The following is a 15,092-nucleotide window of genomic DNA, read 5'->3' as shown; positions in this document are numbered from 1 at the left end:
TATGAAGAAAATAATAATAACTGGTGGTGCCGGTTTTATAGGCTCGCATGTGGTGCGCAGGTTTGTGCGTACTTACCCGCAATACACCATTATTAATTTAGATAAACTTACCTACGCCGGTAACTTGGCCAATTTAAAGGATATTGAGAACGAGCCTAACTACAAATTTGTAAAAGGCGATATTGTTGACCTATCGTTTATTAGCAAGCTATTTGCCGATGAACAGCCCGATGCGATCATTCATTTGGCTGCCGAGTCGCATGTTGACCGTTCAATAACCAACCCGCTGGAGTTTGTGATGACCAATGTGGTGGGGACAGTAAACTTGCTAAATGCCGCCCGCGAAAGCTGGAAAGGCCAGTATAATAGCAAACGTTTTTACCACGTATCAACCGATGAGGTTTATGGCACTTTGGGTGAAGATGGCATGTTTACCGAAGAAACGGCATACGATCCGCATTCGCCCTATTCGGCATCAAAAGCAAGCTCAGATCACTTTGTACGCGCTTACCAGGATACCTATGGTATGGATTGCATTATATCAAACTGCTCAAATAACTACGGCTCGTATCACTTCCCCGAGAAACTGATCCCACTGGCTATCCACAACATTAAACAGCAAAAGCCGGTGCCCGTGTATGGCAAAGGCGAGAACATACGCGACTGGCTGTGGGTTGAAGATCACGCCCGTGCTATTGATGTGATATTTCACAATGCCAAAACAGGTTCAACCTATAACATTGGCGGCCATAACGAGTGGAAAAATATCGACCTGATAAAAACCCTGTGCGCTATTATGGATAAAAAGCTGAACAGGGCCGAAGGCGAATCGGCAAAATTAATAACCTTTGTTACCGATCGTGCAGGTCATGACCTGCGGTATGCTATTGATGCCGGTAAACTTAAAGCCGATTTGGGTTGGGTGCCTAGCATTACTTTTGAAGAGGGTTTAGAAAAAACGGTTGACTGGTACCTGGCTAACGAAGAATGGTTGACTGATGTAACATCGGGCCACTACCAGCAATATTACGCTGAGCAATATACTGACAGATAATGTTTGGTCTTTTTAAAAAGAAAAAAGAAGAAGTAAAAGAAGAACTGCCATCCTTAAATTATGAGGGTATAATGGTAGATATGCACTCGCATGTTTTGCCGGGTATTGATGATGGTGCGCAAAATGTAGAGGAATCAATTGAGTTGGTAAGGCGCATGATGGCTTTGGGCATAAAAAAGATCATCGCTACCCCACACATCATGATCGACTTTTATAAAAATACCCCCGAAACCATTAACGGCGCGCTTGAGCTATTAAAAGCCGAATTAATAAAAGAGGGCATTGACATACCGGTTGCTGCCGCTGCCGAGCACTTTTTTGATGAAACTTTTGAGAAGCGTGTTAACGAGGACAGGTTAATGGTTATGGAGGGTGGTTATGTGCTGTTCGAATATCCGTTTATAAGTGGCCCGCCTAACGCCTTTCCGGTTATACAAAAAATGCTGGAAATGGGCTATAAACCAATTTTAGCCCACCCCGAGCGTTATTTGTATATGACTACCGATGATATGATCTATTTACGTAGCTGGGGTTGTAATATTCAGTTAAACACTATAGCACTAACAGGTTACTATGGTCGCGATGTAAAACGACGTGCCGAGCAAATGGTAGACCTGCAGATCATCGATTTTATATCAAGCGATATGCACCACCTGCGCCATGCCGATGCGTTTAAGGATGCCCTGCGAAGCCCGTATCTCCATAAATTATTGGTTGATTATCCGCTGAAGAATATCATGTTGAAGTAGGGTTTTAGAGCCAAGAGTCGAGAACCAAGAGTCAAGATAAAATTTATAAACAAGGCCGGGAAAGTTTGCTTTCCCGGCCTTGTTGTTGTGTATGCAAAGTCTTGATTCTGGGCTCTTGATTCTTGACTCTACTCATATCTTAAAGCCTCAACCGGGTCAAGCCGGGATGCTTTCTTTGCCGGGTAATAGCCCGATATAAGGCCGATGAGGGTACAAAGTGCTATGGCCGATAAAAGCCATAACCATGGTATAACAAATTTACCGCTTATTTGCACAGCAATAAGGTTGCCTACAGCCATCCCCAGTATAATGCCGGCAATACCGCCAATGATACATATTACAATAGCTTCTATTAAAAATTGTTTACGTATAATGGCCGGGGTAGCACCGATTGATTTACGCAGGCCTATTTCGCGGGTACGTTCGGTTACCGATACCAGCATAATGTTCATTAAGCCAATGGCAGCGCCAATAAGCGTGATCAGGCCTATGCCGAAGCCGGCCTTAGTCATTATACCCATCTGCTCTGACAATTGTTGTTGCATAGAATCGCTGCGCGTTATCTCAAAATTATCTGGCTGAACAACATTCAAACCGCGCACATTTCTGAAAAGGGAAGTGGCCTCGCCAATACTGGCATCCAGGGCACCGGGGCTATCCACCATTACGTTTATAGAAAAGGAAGGATTAGCAACAGCCGATATTTGTTTGGCTTTTAATATAGTGATGAGGCAAAGCCTGTCGCCACCAAAACCGGCGGCCGATCCTTTGGACGCAAACACGCCGATAACCTTAAATTTGCTGTTGCCTACAAATATGGGTTTGTTTATCGGGTCGGCTTTTTTAAACAACTGGGTTTTTATTTCGTCGCCAATAATAACTACGTTGGCGCCATGCTCCAGTTCTGATGCCGAAAAGTTTCGGCCCAGGGCCAGCTTATAGCCATTGGTAGCAATGTAGTTTTCGTTTGAGCCTGCTACACGCGTGGTAGGGTTGGTTTTTTCGTTCCCATATTTTGCTATCGCGGTGCCCGAAACATCAAGATTTATAGCAATAACAGCCGGAAGCTTAAATTTTTCTTTAAAACGTTGAGCCTGGTCATAGCGTACCGCCGGATATATTTTTCGTTTACCGCCACGGCCGAAGTTTACCCCCGATCCCCTGTTTTGTATGGTGAATGAATTAGCGCCCAGGCGCGAAAACGCGTCGGTAGTGAATTGCTTAATGCCTTCAACCGCGGTAAGTATGCCTACCAGGGCCATAATGCCGATAGCTATAATTAACGAGGTAAGCGATGTGCGTAACCTGTTGCCACCTATAGATTGTAATGCTATAGCTATATTTTCGCGTAGGGATGTTTTTACCGCCATGGGTATAAATATAAAAAACTTATGGGTAAGACTATCGTAAAGCTGCTTTGTTACACTTCAATAGGTTAACATTTAATAATATCGACTGCAATCATCTTTTAGTTATATTTACAAAACAACATTGCCAAAATGGCATTATATATACGTTTTGTAACAACGGTATGCGCTTTGTAATCTAAATCCTAAATAAACATAAAACAGAAAAAGAAATGAAAAAGCTACTTACAGCAATATTTTTAATTGTTGCCACTATGTCTCTAAGCTCATGCAGCTATAACAGTATAGTGCAAATGGACGAAGATGTTAAAGGCAAATGGGGCGCCGTACAAACGCAATACCAACGCCGTACAGATTTGATACCTAACCTGGTTGCTACTGTAAAAGGTGCTGCTAATTTTGAAAAAAGCACCTTAACCGCAGTTGTAGAGGCAAGAGCTAAAGCCACTTCTATACAGGTTGATCCGGCTAAGTTAACGCCCGAATCTATCAAACAGTTTCAGGATGCGCAAGGCCAGTTAAGCACCGCTTTGGGTAAACTGATGGTAGTTACAGAAAACTATCCTACCCTAAAATCAAACGAAAACTTCCTGGGCCTGCAAGCGCAAATTGAAGGTACAGAGAACCGCATTACCGTAGCCCGTAAAGATTTTAACGATGCTGTGCAGGCTTACAATACCAAAATTCGTAAGTTCCCGGCTAACTTAACAGCCAAAATGTTCGGCTTTGCCGAAAAAGGTTACTTCCAGGCCGAAGCTGGTGCCGATAAAGCACCGAAGGTGGAATTTTAATTTAATGAAGGAATGAGTGAGTTTTGAATGAGTGAATGATCATGTCGCTTGTTCAAAACTCAACATTCGCTCAATCACTCATTTACTCATTCAATCATTAATTCCATGTCATTTACTGAAGACGAGCAAAGTCGCATTCGCGAAGCGGTAGTAGCGGCCGAGAAAAATACATCGGGCGAGATAAGGGTTTGTATTGAAAAAACCTGTAGCGCCGAGGTGCTTGACAGGGCTGCCCAATACTTTTACCAGTTAAATATGGATAAAACCAAGCTGCGCAACGGTGTGCTTATTTACCTGGCTACGGTTGATCATAAGTTTGCCATAATTGGCGATGCCGGAATCAACAAACTGGTGCCAGTTGATTTTTGGGACGATACCAAGTATGAAATGCTTAACCATTTTAAAAATGGCGACCTGGTAGAAGGTATTACTATAGGTGTACAGCGTGCCGGCGAAAAGCTTAAAGCATTTTTCCCTTACGGAGATGATGACAAAAATGAGCTGCCCGATGATATAGCGTTTATGGATGGCGAATAAATAGAAACCCATGTTTAAAAAACTCATTATAGTATTTGGTTTATTGCTAAGCGGTCTTGGCGTTTTTGCTCAGGAGTATCCGCCTAAATCAAGTACACTGGTTACCGATTATACCAACACGCTTTCGGCTGATGAAAAGCAGCGACTGGAAGATAAGTTGGTTGCTTTTAGCGATACGTCATCAACCCAGATAGCTGTGGTGATGATGCGATCATTGGGTGAATATGATATTGACGATTACAGCGTAGGCCTGGGCCGTGCCTGGGGTATTGGCCAAAAAGGCACCAACAACGGTATCCTGGTATTGGTGGCTAAGGACGACCGCAAGCTGGCCATTGCAACCGGCTACGGTGCCGAAGGTGCCTTACCTGATATTATTACCCGCCAGATACGTGTAAACGATATGAACCCACGCTTTAAAGCCGGCGACTTTTACGGTGGTCTTGACGCAGGTACCGACGATATTATTAAATACATGCGCGGCGAGTACAAAGCCGAAAAGCAGCCCGCTAAAAAAAGCAAAAGCAAAGATAAAGGCGCTCCCATTGGCTTAGTAGTGGTGATAGTAATAGTTATATTATTTATCATCTCGCGCAAAGGCGGTGGTGGCGGTGGCGGTCGTGTTATTGGAAGCCGCGGAAGTGCCGATCCGTTTTGGTGGTTGTTGGCGGGCTCGATGCTTAGCGGCGGTAATCGCGGAGGCGGTGGTAGCTGGGGCGGATTTAGCGGCGGTGGCAGCGGCTCCGGCGGCGGTGGCTTCGGTGGTTTTGGCGGCGGTAGCTTCGGTGGCGGCGGCTCAAGCGGGAGCTGGTAGTTAGTGATTAGAGATTTGTTGATCAGAGATTAGTCGTCGCTTTGCGACACTCCATCATAAAATAACAAAGGTGGCTTGATTTTATCTTGCCACCTTTGTTATTTAAGGCTAACTTGCCCAGCAAATCCATGTAATCAATTAATCATAAATCAACAGCGCGTAATGAGCGATTTAACCTGGAAAGTTCTTGAAACAACTTACTTACACAAAGGCCCCTGGGCCACTTTACGGACTGACCGCTGTGAAATGCCTGATGGCCGTATTAAGGAAGATTATTATGTGTTGGAGTATCCGAACTGGGTAAATGCGGTTGCGATAACCGCAGAGAATACGGTGCTTATGGTGACCCAATACCGCCATGCGGCGGGTATAGTTTCCTTAGAGATTCCCGGTGGTGTTGTAGACGGCGACGAAGAACCAATTGAAGCTATGCGCCGCGAACTACTGGAAGAAACCGGTTATAAATTTGATACGATGGAGTTGATTACCACCATATACGGTAACCCGGCCACATCTACCAATCAAACTTTTTGCTACTTGGCAACCGGCGGTATAAAAGTGCAGGAGCAGGCTTTGGATGAGCATGAAGAACTGATTGTAGAAGAATATACCATCGCGGAAGTGAAGCAACTATTATTGGATAATAAAATAGCCCAGGCTTTACATTGTACAAGTTTGTTTTACGCATTGATAAGGCTGGGGGAGATAAAATATTAAAGCATGTCATCTCGACCAAAGGGAGAGAGCTATACACGGATAGGTGTTCCGCGGCTTAGCTTTTATATAGATTTCTCGCTATGCTCGAAATGACAGGAGTTTTAAGTTACTCCACACAATTATCTTTCCGTCTTGTATCTACCACGTAAATGATCTTCCAGCCGGCCGCGGTCTTCATCAATTGAAAAACGTCAACGCCGCAGTGGTTAAATTTATCATCAACGTAAAACTTGTAAGGTGCCCAAACGCTGGCCAGGTCGCCATCAATTTTAATATCCTGAAAGGTGATGCGTTCATCGTAAATCCCCTTATGTGGCGTGCCAACCATTTTTATAAAATCATCGGGGTTCTCGTTAACCAATACTGTTGTGCCGTCTTTTTTAGTGTCAACGCTATGAAACACTATGCCCCTGGCAAAGGTACTGCGTAATAAAGCGCTGTCGCTTTTACGCATAGCGTTAAACATATTGTTTACGGTTTGCTTAATAGCATCGGTTGCCGATTGCTGAGCGAAAGCAGATGTGCTGATGGCAAACATTAGGATCGGGGCAATAAGTTTTTTCATACCCTAAAATAAGCATAATTGAATTAATGCTGCGCATACGAACTTGTAAGCATGATCTTGTCTATCCAGGCTGCATCAATTTTGCTGCCCTGGTGCTTGCCATAGCTTAGTTTCTGGCTGTAATCTGTAGTTGTGGTGTTGTCTTTTGATTTAGTGGTAACAGCCTCTAGTAAACCTGTAGTCTCATTTAGCAGGTAGCTGCCTTGCAGGATTTTGTCGGGAGTACTTGTAGCAATATCCAGCAAAGCCCCACGTATGCCCACCACTTTACAATTAATGCCATTACGGTCGGTCCACTCGTATTGGTAGGAAATGCGCTTTTCGGGCAGCTCAAAAAACATTTCGCGGATGATAGTGAAAGCATCCGTTCGCACGTAAGTTTCAAAATCGCTTAAAGTTGCTGCGGATAACTTCCATCGCTTTGCGGCTTCGGTAACCTGATCATCAAAACCTTCCATTTTAAGCAATTTGCCGACCGGGCTTAAAACAATAGTAAAGGGTTTTTGCAGAAAAACGAGCGGCATAAATGCTGCGCTTGAGTTTACTTTAACATCCTGCAAACTGTCTGAATTAAACGTGGAAACAAAACGGGCTTTGCCTTTTGTGCTGGTATAGTTTACACTACTTCTCAGTAATACGCATTGTAGTTTGTAGCCATCAGCGTCAGCACTAAGCAGTTTAAACTGAAACTGGTTATACTGTTGGTGTACGGATAACTTGCCGGCGCTGTTAACCATGCTTTTATTGCTAGCTTCAATGGCAAACTCCTCACCAATTTTTAAATTGATCTTTTGGGCAAAAAGCGGGGTTGTGGTAAGTAGCGCAATAAGCGCGTGTAACCATTTCTTCATAGCACTAAAAGCTGGTTTTATAAGAATTAAAGCTATAACTAAATTTTTAATTATAGCGCCGGCTTAACAGTATTTAACAATTGTTACCTGTGCGCACGCATGCAAATAAGAAATATAAAGGCACAAAAAAAGACGCCGTTAGCGTCTTTAAATTTTATCGAAAATGCTGGTTTACGACATTTTTAGTTTTTTCTGAATATCGGCCACGTAGCCTTTAAATTTCTTATCGGTATCAATTAAGTCCTCAACAGTTTGGCAAGCGTAAATTACGGTTGAGTGGTCGCGGCCGCCAAAGAAGTGGCCGATTGATTTTAATGAACTTTTAGTATGCGCCTTGGCCAGGTACATTGATATCTGACGGGCCTGCACAATCTCGCGTTTGCGGGTTTGTGATTTTACCATATCAATAGGCACTTCAAAATACTCGCAAACCAGGTTTTGTATGTATTCCATCGAAATTTCTTTCGATGAGTTTTTTACAAAGTTTTTCAGCATTTGCTTGGCCAGGTTCAGGTCTATCTCCTTACGGTTAAGGGTTGACTGTGCCAGCAATGACACCATGGCGCCTTCCAACTCACGCACGTTGTTATCAATGTTGTGCGCAACGTATTCAATCACGTCATCGCCCAGGTCAATACCATCCTGGTAAGTTTTATTTTTCAGGATAGCCATACGGGTTTCCAGGTCAGGCACCTGCAAGTCTGCAGATAGCCCCCATTTAAACCTTGATAACAAGCGTTCTTCTAAACCGGCCAGATCTTTAGGTGCTTTATCTGATGTAATGATCAGCTGTTTGCCTGATTGATGCAGGTGATTAAAGATATGGAAGAAGAAATCCTGTGTTTTTTCTTTACCGGCAAAGTTGTGCACGTCGTCCATGATCAGTACATCAATGGCCTGGTAAAAGTTCACAAAATCGTTGATGTTATTATGCTTTAAGGCATCAACAAATTGCTGTGTAAATTTCTCGCACGATACATAAAGTACCAGTTTATCCGGCAACGAGCGTTTAATTTCGTTACCTATGGCTTGTGCCAGGTGGGTTTTGCCTAAACCAACACCGCCATATATCATTAATGGATTAAACGAAGTGCCACCCGGTTTAGCAGCCACAGCATATCCTGCCGAGCGGGCCAAACGGTTGCAATCACCTTCCACAAAGCTTTCGAAAGTATAGTTGCGGTTAAGTTGCGGGTCAACGTTCAGTTTTTTCAGTCCCGGTATTACAAACGGGTTCTTTATATCCTTATTGATAGCAATAGGGATAGGCATAGACTGATTTTTTGACTCGGCGCCATTTCCGTTTGAGGGCATATTGGTAGTATATGGTTTACTAGCCGACGATTGTTCGACAACGATGTTATATTCCAAACGGCCGTCATCACCCAATTGTTTTTTAATTGTTTTACGCAGTAGCTGAACATAGTGTTCTTCCAACCACTCGTAAAAGAATAAGCTAGGCACTTGTATGGTCAGAACGCTACCCTCCATACGCAATGCTTTTATTGGTTCAAACCAAGTTTTAAAGCTTTGCGCTGGTATGTTGTCTTTTATAATTTGAAGGCAGCTATTCCAAACGTTAGTACAAGTTTTTTCCATATATAGATTTAGTAAAATATTGATTTCCAACCCCTCAAGCGCACATTAATTGGGGTGGCTACGGAACATCGAATATTCGGAAAAAAACCGACTTAAAAAAGAGTATTTCAAATTTTTCTTAAAATATATTTTCAAAAAAAATGCATTTGGCTTGTAAGTTTTTCAACAAAAAAACTTACATTTTGCAGGGGCTGATAAGTGTTATAACCCGCATCATATTAAACCTTGCGTTTCAGTCACTTCAGGCCACTTTTGTATGAATTGTGACGCCCTTTTTCACCAAAATGTTAAGACGTTGTTAAATGTGTTTTAGGCGATGTTAACAACTTTCGGGAGTTTTAAAGACGCGTTTTCTGCGCGATAAAAATTAATATTCTCCAAAAACTTCGCGAAGGGTATCGGCAACCTCGCCAAGGGTGGCGTAGCTTTCAACACATGTTAATATATAAGGCATCAAATTGACGGTTCCGGCCGCGGCCTCTTTGAGGTTTTTTAAAGTTTTTGCTACCGCGATGTTATCACGTTCGGCTTTCAGCGCCGCCAGCTTTTCTGTTTGCCCCAGGCGAATACTGTCGTCCACTCTAAACACATTATTAATACGGGCCTCTTTCTCGGTAAATTTATTTACGCCCACAATAATTTGTTCGCCACTTTCAACATCGGTTTGGTACTGATAGGCCGCGTCGGCTATTTCCTGTTGCATGTAGTCCTGCTCAATGGCTTTTACGGCGCCGCCCATCGCATCTATCTTATCTATATATAATAAGGCAGCTTTTTCCAAATCGTCAGTCAGTGCTTCTATAAAGTATGAGCCTGCCAGTGGGTCCACAGTATCCGTGGCGCCGCTTTCAAAAGCGATGATCTGCTGGGTACGCAGGGCTATTTTAGCAGCCGCTTCGGTGGGTAGGGATAAAGCCTCGTCATAACCATTGGTATGTAATGATTGTGTGCCGCCTAAAACCGCAGCTAAAGCCTGGGTAGTGGTACGCACAATATTATTCATAGGTTGCTGGGCCGTTAGGGTTGATCCACCGGTTTGTGTATGGAAGCGCAGTTTTTGCGCCAATGCGTCGGTAGCGCCCAAGTCTTTGGCAATATTAGCCCACATCCGCCGCGCGGCCCTGAACTTGGCTATCTCCTCAAAAAAGTTATTATGGCAATTAAAGAAGAACGAAAGCCGCTTGCCGAACACATTTATATCTAAACCTTTTTCCAGCGCCGCTTTTAAATAAGCTTTGCCATTCGCAAGTGTAAAAGCCAGCTCCTGCACGGCGGTAGATCCCGCTTCGCGGATATGATAGCCTGATATAGATATAGTGTTCCACTTGGGCACTTCCTTGCTGCAATATTCAAACACATCGGTTATCAAACGCATGGACGCGGCAGGCGGGTAGATGTAGGTACCGCGGGCGGCGTACTCTTTTAATATATCGTTCTGTACCGTGCCTGAAAGTTGGGTTAGATCTGCCCCCTGTTTTTTTGCCAGAGCGATATACATAGCCAGCAGGACAGGGGCGGTGGCGTTTATGGTCATGGAGGTGGTGATGTCCTGCAGTTTTATCCCATCAAACAGGATCTCGATATCCTTTAACGAGTCAATAGCTACACCTACTTTGCCAACTTCGCCATCGGCCAGATCGTGGTCGCTGTCATAACCTATCTGGGTGGGTAGGTCAAAAGCAACCGAAAGCCCCATAGTGCCCTGACTTAATAAATAATGGTAACGTTTGTTTGATTCTTCGGCGGTGGAGAAACCGGCATATTGCCGCATGGTCCAGGGCTTGCCGCGGTACATGTCTTTCTGAATACCCCGGGTGTACGGAAACTCACCGGGCTGTTCGTTCATCGCCGAAGGTTCGGTGTAAACTTCTTTGATCTCGATGCCTGATGTGGTGGTTACCTTTTTGCCCATTATATATAGTGTTAAAACAGATCTTCCAGGTCCGCACGGATCAACTCGGCTCCGGCATCATAAGGGTTAATATCAACTTTGGTTAAATGAGCCAGTATGGTTTTGCCCAGTTCAAGGCCGGTGGCATCATCGGGTAGCGCTTTAATAGCATTATTGGTAACGCTCAGGGTATCATTTTTTAATTGCTTAACCACGCCCCATGCGCGGGTGCTTACATAAATTTGCTGCGTAACGTTATGCTGGTACTCGTTACGCACCTCGTTTATTATTAACGCATGTAACTCGGCGGCGCTAATGCCGGGCGCGTTTAAGCGCAGCAGAATGTTGGCCGGGTTAATTCGCTCTATATATAATACCACCCGCTCATAAGCCTGTAAGCGTAGCGGAAGGGTTTGGGCGTTGATGCTCTTTTTAAATTCGAGCAGCTGTATGTTCTCCGCCCGATCGAGATAGGGTTTGGCCAGGTAAAAGGCAGCCCAAACTACGCCCAGGCCGGCAATGGTATATTTAAATATATCTAATAGTATTTCAACCATAATAATAATGTTAAACGCAGGTCATAAATAATAGGCCTTAAACAAAAATCCGCATTTTAGCTTATATTTGTACATATAATAATTAAAAATAAGATGAGTACAGCCGTTGAAACTATGCCTGCACCGGTAACCTTAACAGAAGGTGCCGTTAAAGAATTGTATAAACTACGCGATCAGCAAGAGATTGGTGAAGACTTTGGTCTGCGCATTGGTGTTGAAGGTGGCGGCTGCTCGGGTATGAGCTACGTGTTGGGTTTCGACCAGAAAAAGGACGGCGACCAGGAATTCATCATCGAAGGCCTGCGCGTATTTATGCACAAAGCCCACGGTATGTACCTGATGGGTATGGAGATCAATTTCCAGGACGGCCTTAATGCCCGCGGTTTTACCTTTGATAACCCAAATGCTGCTAAAACCTGCGGCTGCGGAACTTCGTTCTCAGTTTAAGAGTCAAGAATCGAGAACCAAGAGTCAAGACGGTTGGTTTGACAGATATAAAAAGAGCCGGGAGAATTTTTCTTCCGGCTCTTTTGTTTTTAAAAATCTTGACTCTATTTCCCCTTCAAAGTTTCCTTCACCGAACCGCAGCTACCCATCGCGCTGCCATAGTAAGGGTTTTCAATATCCTTTTCGGCGCTTAACCATGATTCTTTTTTCATAGGGCAATACTGTACATAAACAGTAGCGGCATTGGCTTTGGTATCTTTTACTACGGCTAACAAGTTTTTTGACAGGCTTGCAAAATGCTCGCGCTGATGATCAATAGAGGTTGATTCGCTGATGTGTTTGCTGTCGGTTGCCAGTTTATCGCTTACCGCTGCCCAGGCCGTTTTTTCGGCAGTGCTAAGGCTTGTAGCTGATACCGCCTTAATATCGGCGTTTAAAGTTTTAGCGCGTGTGGCTGCACCTTTGCTGTTATCGGCAAACAGTGAGTTTTTAACTTCTATGTACGACGTAAGTACTTTATTAATAGCCGCGGTTTGTGCTTTAACGCCCGTAAACGCTGCCGTAAGTATAAATGATAGTAGGATTGTTTTGATAGTTTTCATGATGGTATTATTAACTGTACTAAGGTAGGATTTATTGTGGGAAATCTCCACACGTCATTACGAGCGAGGAACGAGCGTAGTAATCCCTTGAGTTATGTAAACGTGCGATTTATCAGTCGGGGATCGGCATGCTCGTTCCTCGCTCGCGATGACGTGTCGCGAAATAACAAGGCCCGCTGATGACTCAGCGGGCCTTGTTATTATAAATGTCTAAAAGATTATTTATGTTTCGACCCCATAAAGAAAGTCAACTCGCCGCCTTTCATCAAATCTTCATGTTTCAGGAAGTAAGTGGTTAGCGGTTTGCCGTTCAGTAACATTTTTTGGATATATACGTTTTTTGGTCCCTGGTTATTTACTTTGATGGTGAATTTTTTACCATCAGCCAGATTAATAATGGCGTTGTTTACTACCGGGCTGCCAATAGCGTACTCGTCAGATCCCGGTGCCACAGGGTAAAAACCTATCGAGCTGAAAATGTACCAGGCGCTCATCTGGCCGGTATCGTCATTGCCACCCAAACCGTCGGAAGTTGGTTTGTACATACGCGGAATGATCATGCGGATGCGCTCCTGGGTTTTCCACGGCTGGTCGGTCCAGTTATACAGGTAAGCCACGTGGTGCGATGGTTCGTTACCGTGTACATAGTTGCCGATGATACCGTCGCGGGTAATGTCTTCAGTTTCTTCGAAATATTTATCCGGCAGATTAAACGTAAACAGGCTATCCATGTAACGCACAAAACGTTTGTTACCGCCCATCAGTTTGATCAAGCCTGCAGGGTCCTGCGGAACAAACAGCGTAAAGTTCCAGGCATTGCCCTCAATAAAACCCTGGTTAATGGTAGTTAATGGATCGAAGTTTTTGCGGAAAGTGCCATCCATATTTTTAGGGTGCATAAAGCCTGTAGCCGGGTTGTACACATTTTTATAGTTCATGGCGCGTTTGCTAAACTCGTTATACACATCGGTACGGTTTAATTTTTTCGCCATTTGTGCTATTGCCCAATCGTCATAAGCATACTCCAGGGTTGATGATACCGAAACACCATCTTTCTCTGCCGGGATGTAGCCCATATCCATATAATAACCAATGCCCGAGTAATCGCGTTTTTTGGCGGTAGCCACGCAAGCATCAAGTGCCGCGTTGGCATCATAAGGGTAATTGCCTTTAATAACGGCGTCGGCCACTACAGATACGCTGTGATAGCCGCTCATACACCAGTTCTCGTTAGCCGAGTTTGACCAGATAGGCAACATACCCTGCGGACTCTGCTCATAATGAGCCATCATCGAGCGTACCATATCGGCATTACGCTTAGGCTCGATGATGTTGAACAGTGGGTGCAGCGCGTGGAAGGTATCCCACAAGCTAAACGTGGTATAATTAATAAAACCATCCGCTTTGTGCACGTTTTGGTCAAGGCCTTTGTAACGCCCGTCAACATCGGTATAAATTGTAGGGTTGATCAGGGTATGGTACATCGCGGTGTAGAAGTTCTCTTTGGTGGTTTGATCACCTTCTATCGTGATCTTGTCCAGTTCTTTCTCCCAGTTAGCCTGGCCATCACGTTTAAATTTCTCAAAATCCCAGCCTTTCGCCTCGGCACGTAGGTTGGCTAAAGCGCCATCCATACTTACCGGAGATAGCGCCATTTTGATCTTGATCTTTTCACCTTCTTCGGTTTTAAAATCAAAATAGGCGCGTAATTGACGGCCAACTACATCAGGGAAATTTTTGTTTTGATTGAATTTACCCCAGAACCCACGATACACCGTTTTGCCCGAATAATTTGCCGAACCATGCGCGATGAAAGGTTTAGAAAAAGTCATGGCGAAATACTGCGTGCGGTTACGCGCCCAGCCATTGGTGATGCGGTAGCCGGTAACCAAAGTATCATTAATTACATGCAGGTAGGTCTGCACATTTTTGTCAGGATAATTGTAAATGCCCGACATCAGATCCAACACTATATGCGCGTTATCTGATTTTGGAAATGTATACTGGTGAATGCCCACGCGGGTGGTGGTGGTCATCTCCGCCAGGATATTATGCTCGTCCAGCTTTACTTTGTAGTAGTTAGCCTCGCTCACTTCGTTAGCGTGCGAGAATGGCGAACGGTAGCCGCTATGCGGAACATCAGCCTTGCCCGGGTTTAGCTTTAAAGCGCCAACAGTAGGCATCACCAAAAAATCACCCAGATCTGAGTGGCCGGTGCCGCTAAAATGGGTATGGCTAAAACCTACAATGGTTTTATCTTCATACTGGTATCCCGCGCAATATTTATATACATCGGGATTGTATTTGCCATCTTTTTCGTAGCTGGCAGTATCAGTCTCGGGACTAAGCTGCACCATACCAAACGGCGACGTAGCACCCGGGAACGTATGGCCCATACGCTCGGTACCCACAATGGGCTTAACATACTTAACAAGGTTTTGCGCCTGGGCTCCCAATGCCCCAAGCACCATAAAGGCTGTAAATAATTTCTTCATGAAAAATAAATTGATCAGTAGCCAAATATAGTTAAATAGTGATTAGTTGACTAGTG

The 15,092-nt window shown here is 44.3% G+C and carries 15 protein-coding genes; 7 read left to right on the top strand and 8 right to left on the bottom strand.

The window, feature by feature from the left end; translation table 11 throughout:
- The first annotated feature begins 1 nt into the window (after position 1).
- Together rfbB and AC59JT_RS13065 are read left to right on the top strand one after the other, a co-directional pair.
- Positions 2-1,054 carry a dTDP-glucose 4,6-dehydratase gene (gene rfbB, locus AC59JT_RS13070; RefSeq protein ID WP_497399570.1) on the top strand — a complete coding sequence of 351 codons (1,053 nt, stop codon included), beginning with the start codon at positions 2-4 and terminating at the stop codon, positions 1,052-1,054.
- Complete coding sequence (locus tag AC59JT_RS13065; RefSeq protein WP_497399568.1) at positions 1,054-1,803, top strand: tyrosine-protein phosphatase; 750 nt, start codon at positions 1,054-1,056, stop codon at positions 1,801-1,803. Before rfbB ends, AC59JT_RS13065 begins: the two co-directional genes overlap by 1 nt.
- A gap of 128 nt (positions 1,804-1,931) precedes the next feature.
- On the opposite strand, the gene AC59JT_RS13060 is transcribed toward AC59JT_RS13065, so the two are convergent.
- A complete protein-coding gene (locus AC59JT_RS13060; protein ID WP_497399566.1) occupies positions 1,932-3,173 on the bottom strand; it encodes an ABC transporter permease in 1,242 nt (413 codons plus the stop codon).
- 209 nt (positions 3,174-3,382) lie between these two features.
- Between AC59JT_RS13060 and AC59JT_RS13055 the strand changes: the two genes are divergently transcribed.
- The 4 genes from AC59JT_RS13055 to AC59JT_RS13040 all read left to right on the top strand — a co-directional run bounded on the left by AC59JT_RS13055 (position 3,383) and on the right by AC59JT_RS13040 (position 6,029).
- Complete coding sequence (locus AC59JT_RS13055) at positions 3,383-3,961, top strand: LemA family protein (protein ID WP_497399564.1); 579 nt, start codon at positions 3,383-3,385, stop codon at positions 3,959-3,961.
- 105 nt (positions 3,962-4,066) lie between these two features.
- Positions 4,067-4,498: a TPM domain-containing protein gene (locus AC59JT_RS13050; RefSeq protein ID WP_497399562.1), complete on the top strand. Its 432-nt coding sequence runs from the start codon at positions 4,067-4,069 to the stop codon at positions 4,496-4,498.
- A gap of 10 nt (positions 4,499-4,508) precedes the next feature.
- Entirely contained in the window at positions 4,509-5,312 is an 804-nt protein-coding gene (locus tag AC59JT_RS13045) for a TPM domain-containing protein (protein ID WP_497399560.1), read from the top strand.
- Between the two features lie 162 nt (positions 5,313-5,474).
- Positions 5,475-6,029: an NUDIX hydrolase gene (locus AC59JT_RS13040; RefSeq protein ID WP_497399559.1), complete on the top strand. Its 555-nt coding sequence runs from the start codon at positions 5,475-5,477 to the stop codon at positions 6,027-6,029.
- A 106-nt stretch (positions 6,030-6,135) separates the two neighbouring features.
- On the opposite strand, the gene AC59JT_RS13035 is transcribed toward AC59JT_RS13040, so the two are convergent.
- From AC59JT_RS13035 to AC59JT_RS13015, 5 genes are all read right to left on the bottom strand, one after another.
- Complete coding sequence (locus AC59JT_RS13035) at positions 6,136-6,594, bottom strand: nuclear transport factor 2 family protein (protein WP_497399557.1); 459 nt, start codon at positions 6,592-6,594, stop codon at positions 6,136-6,138.
- 23 nt (positions 6,595-6,617) lie between these two features.
- Positions 6,618-7,445: a hypothetical protein gene (locus AC59JT_RS13030; protein WP_497399555.1), complete on the bottom strand. Its 828-nt coding sequence runs from the start codon at positions 7,443-7,445 to the stop codon at positions 6,618-6,620.
- A 171-nt stretch (positions 7,446-7,616) separates the two neighbouring features.
- The gene (gene dnaA, locus AC59JT_RS13025; protein WP_497399553.1) at positions 7,617-9,044 is read right to left on the bottom strand and encodes a chromosomal replication initiator protein DnaA; all 1,428 of its coding nucleotides are present in this window, start codon (positions 9,042-9,044) and stop codon (positions 7,617-7,619) included.
- A 367-nt stretch (positions 9,045-9,411) separates the two neighbouring features.
- Entirely contained in the window at positions 9,412-10,956 is a 1,545-nt protein-coding gene (locus tag AC59JT_RS13020) for an acyl-CoA mutase large subunit family protein (RefSeq protein ID WP_497399551.1), read from the bottom strand.
- 11 nt (positions 10,957-10,967) lie between these two features.
- Positions 10,968-11,492, bottom strand: coding sequence for a DUF7935 family protein (locus AC59JT_RS13015; RefSeq protein WP_497399549.1), 525 nt, complete (start codon positions 11,490-11,492; stop codon positions 10,968-10,970).
- Between the two features lie 93 nt (positions 11,493-11,585).
- On the opposite strand from AC59JT_RS13015, the gene AC59JT_RS13010 reads away from it, so the two are divergent.
- A complete protein-coding gene (locus tag AC59JT_RS13010; RefSeq protein ID WP_497399547.1) occupies positions 11,586-11,939 on the top strand; it encodes a HesB/IscA family protein in 354 nt (117 codons plus the stop codon).
- A 104-nt stretch (positions 11,940-12,043) separates the two neighbouring features.
- Here AC59JT_RS13010 and AC59JT_RS13005 read toward each other — a convergent pair whose 3' ends face one another.
- Together AC59JT_RS13005 and AC59JT_RS13000 are read right to left on the bottom strand one after the other, a co-directional pair.
- Entirely contained in the window at positions 12,044-12,541 is a 498-nt protein-coding gene (locus AC59JT_RS13005) for a DUF3347 domain-containing protein (RefSeq protein WP_497399545.1), read from the bottom strand.
- Between the two features lie 218 nt (positions 12,542-12,759).
- Positions 12,760-15,036 (bottom strand): GH92 family glycosyl hydrolase, encoded by a 2,277-nt coding sequence (locus tag AC59JT_RS13000; protein ID WP_497399543.1) that lies wholly within the window; start codon positions 15,034-15,036, stop codon positions 12,760-12,762.
- Positions 15,037-15,092 lie beyond the last annotated feature (56 nt).

The organism is Mucilaginibacter sp. A3364 (genome assembly GCF_059690715.1).
Note: the sequence above shows the minus strand (reverse complement) of the source record. Positions and strands in the feature narration are given on the sequence as shown.

Bases quoted from the DNA above. Each gene is read 5' to 3' on its own strand.
- rfbB (WP_497399570.1), top strand. From the start codon at position 2: ATGAAGAAAATAATAATAACTGGTGGTGCCGGTTTTATAGGCTCGCAT.
- AC59JT_RS13065 (WP_497399568.1), top strand. From the start codon at position 1,054: ATGTTTGGTCTTTTTAAAAAGAAAAAAGAAGAAGTAAAAGAAGAACTG.
- AC59JT_RS13060 (WP_497399566.1), bottom strand. From the start codon at position 3,173: ATGGCGGTAAAAACATCCCTACGCGAAAATATAGCTATAGCATTACAA.
- AC59JT_RS13055 (WP_497399564.1), top strand. From the start codon at position 3,383: ATGAAAAAGCTACTTACAGCAATATTTTTAATTGTTGCCACTATGTCT.
- AC59JT_RS13050 (WP_497399562.1), top strand. From the start codon at position 4,067: ATGTCATTTACTGAAGACGAGCAAAGTCGCATTCGCGAAGCGGTAGTA.
- AC59JT_RS13045 (WP_497399560.1), top strand. From the start codon at position 4,509: ATGTTTAAAAAACTCATTATAGTATTTGGTTTATTGCTAAGCGGTCTT.
- AC59JT_RS13040 (WP_497399559.1), top strand. From the start codon at position 5,475: ATGAGCGATTTAACCTGGAAAGTTCTTGAAACAACTTACTTACACAAA.
- AC59JT_RS13035 (WP_497399557.1), bottom strand. From the start codon at position 6,594: ATGAAAAAACTTATTGCCCCGATCCTAATGTTTGCCATCAGCACATCT.
- AC59JT_RS13030 (WP_497399555.1), bottom strand. From the start codon at position 7,445: ATGAAGAAATGGTTACACGCGCTTATTGCGCTACTTACCACAACCCCG.
- dnaA (WP_497399553.1), bottom strand. From the start codon at position 9,044: ATGGAAAAAACTTGTACTAACGTTTGGAATAGCTGCCTTCAAATTATA.
- AC59JT_RS13020 (WP_497399551.1), bottom strand. From the start codon at position 10,956: ATGGGCAAAAAGGTAACCACCACATCAGGCATCGAGATCAAAGAAGTT.
- AC59JT_RS13015 (WP_497399549.1), bottom strand. From the start codon at position 11,492: ATGGTTGAAATACTATTAGATATATTTAAATATACCATTGCCGGCCTG.
- AC59JT_RS13010 (WP_497399547.1), top strand. From the start codon at position 11,586: ATGAGTACAGCCGTTGAAACTATGCCTGCACCGGTAACCTTAACAGAA.
- AC59JT_RS13005 (WP_497399545.1), bottom strand. From the start codon at position 12,541: ATGAAAACTATCAAAACAATCCTACTATCATTTATACTTACGGCAGCG.
- AC59JT_RS13000 (WP_497399543.1), bottom strand. From the start codon at position 15,036: ATGAAGAAATTATTTACAGCCTTTATGGTGCTTGGGGCATTGGGAGCC.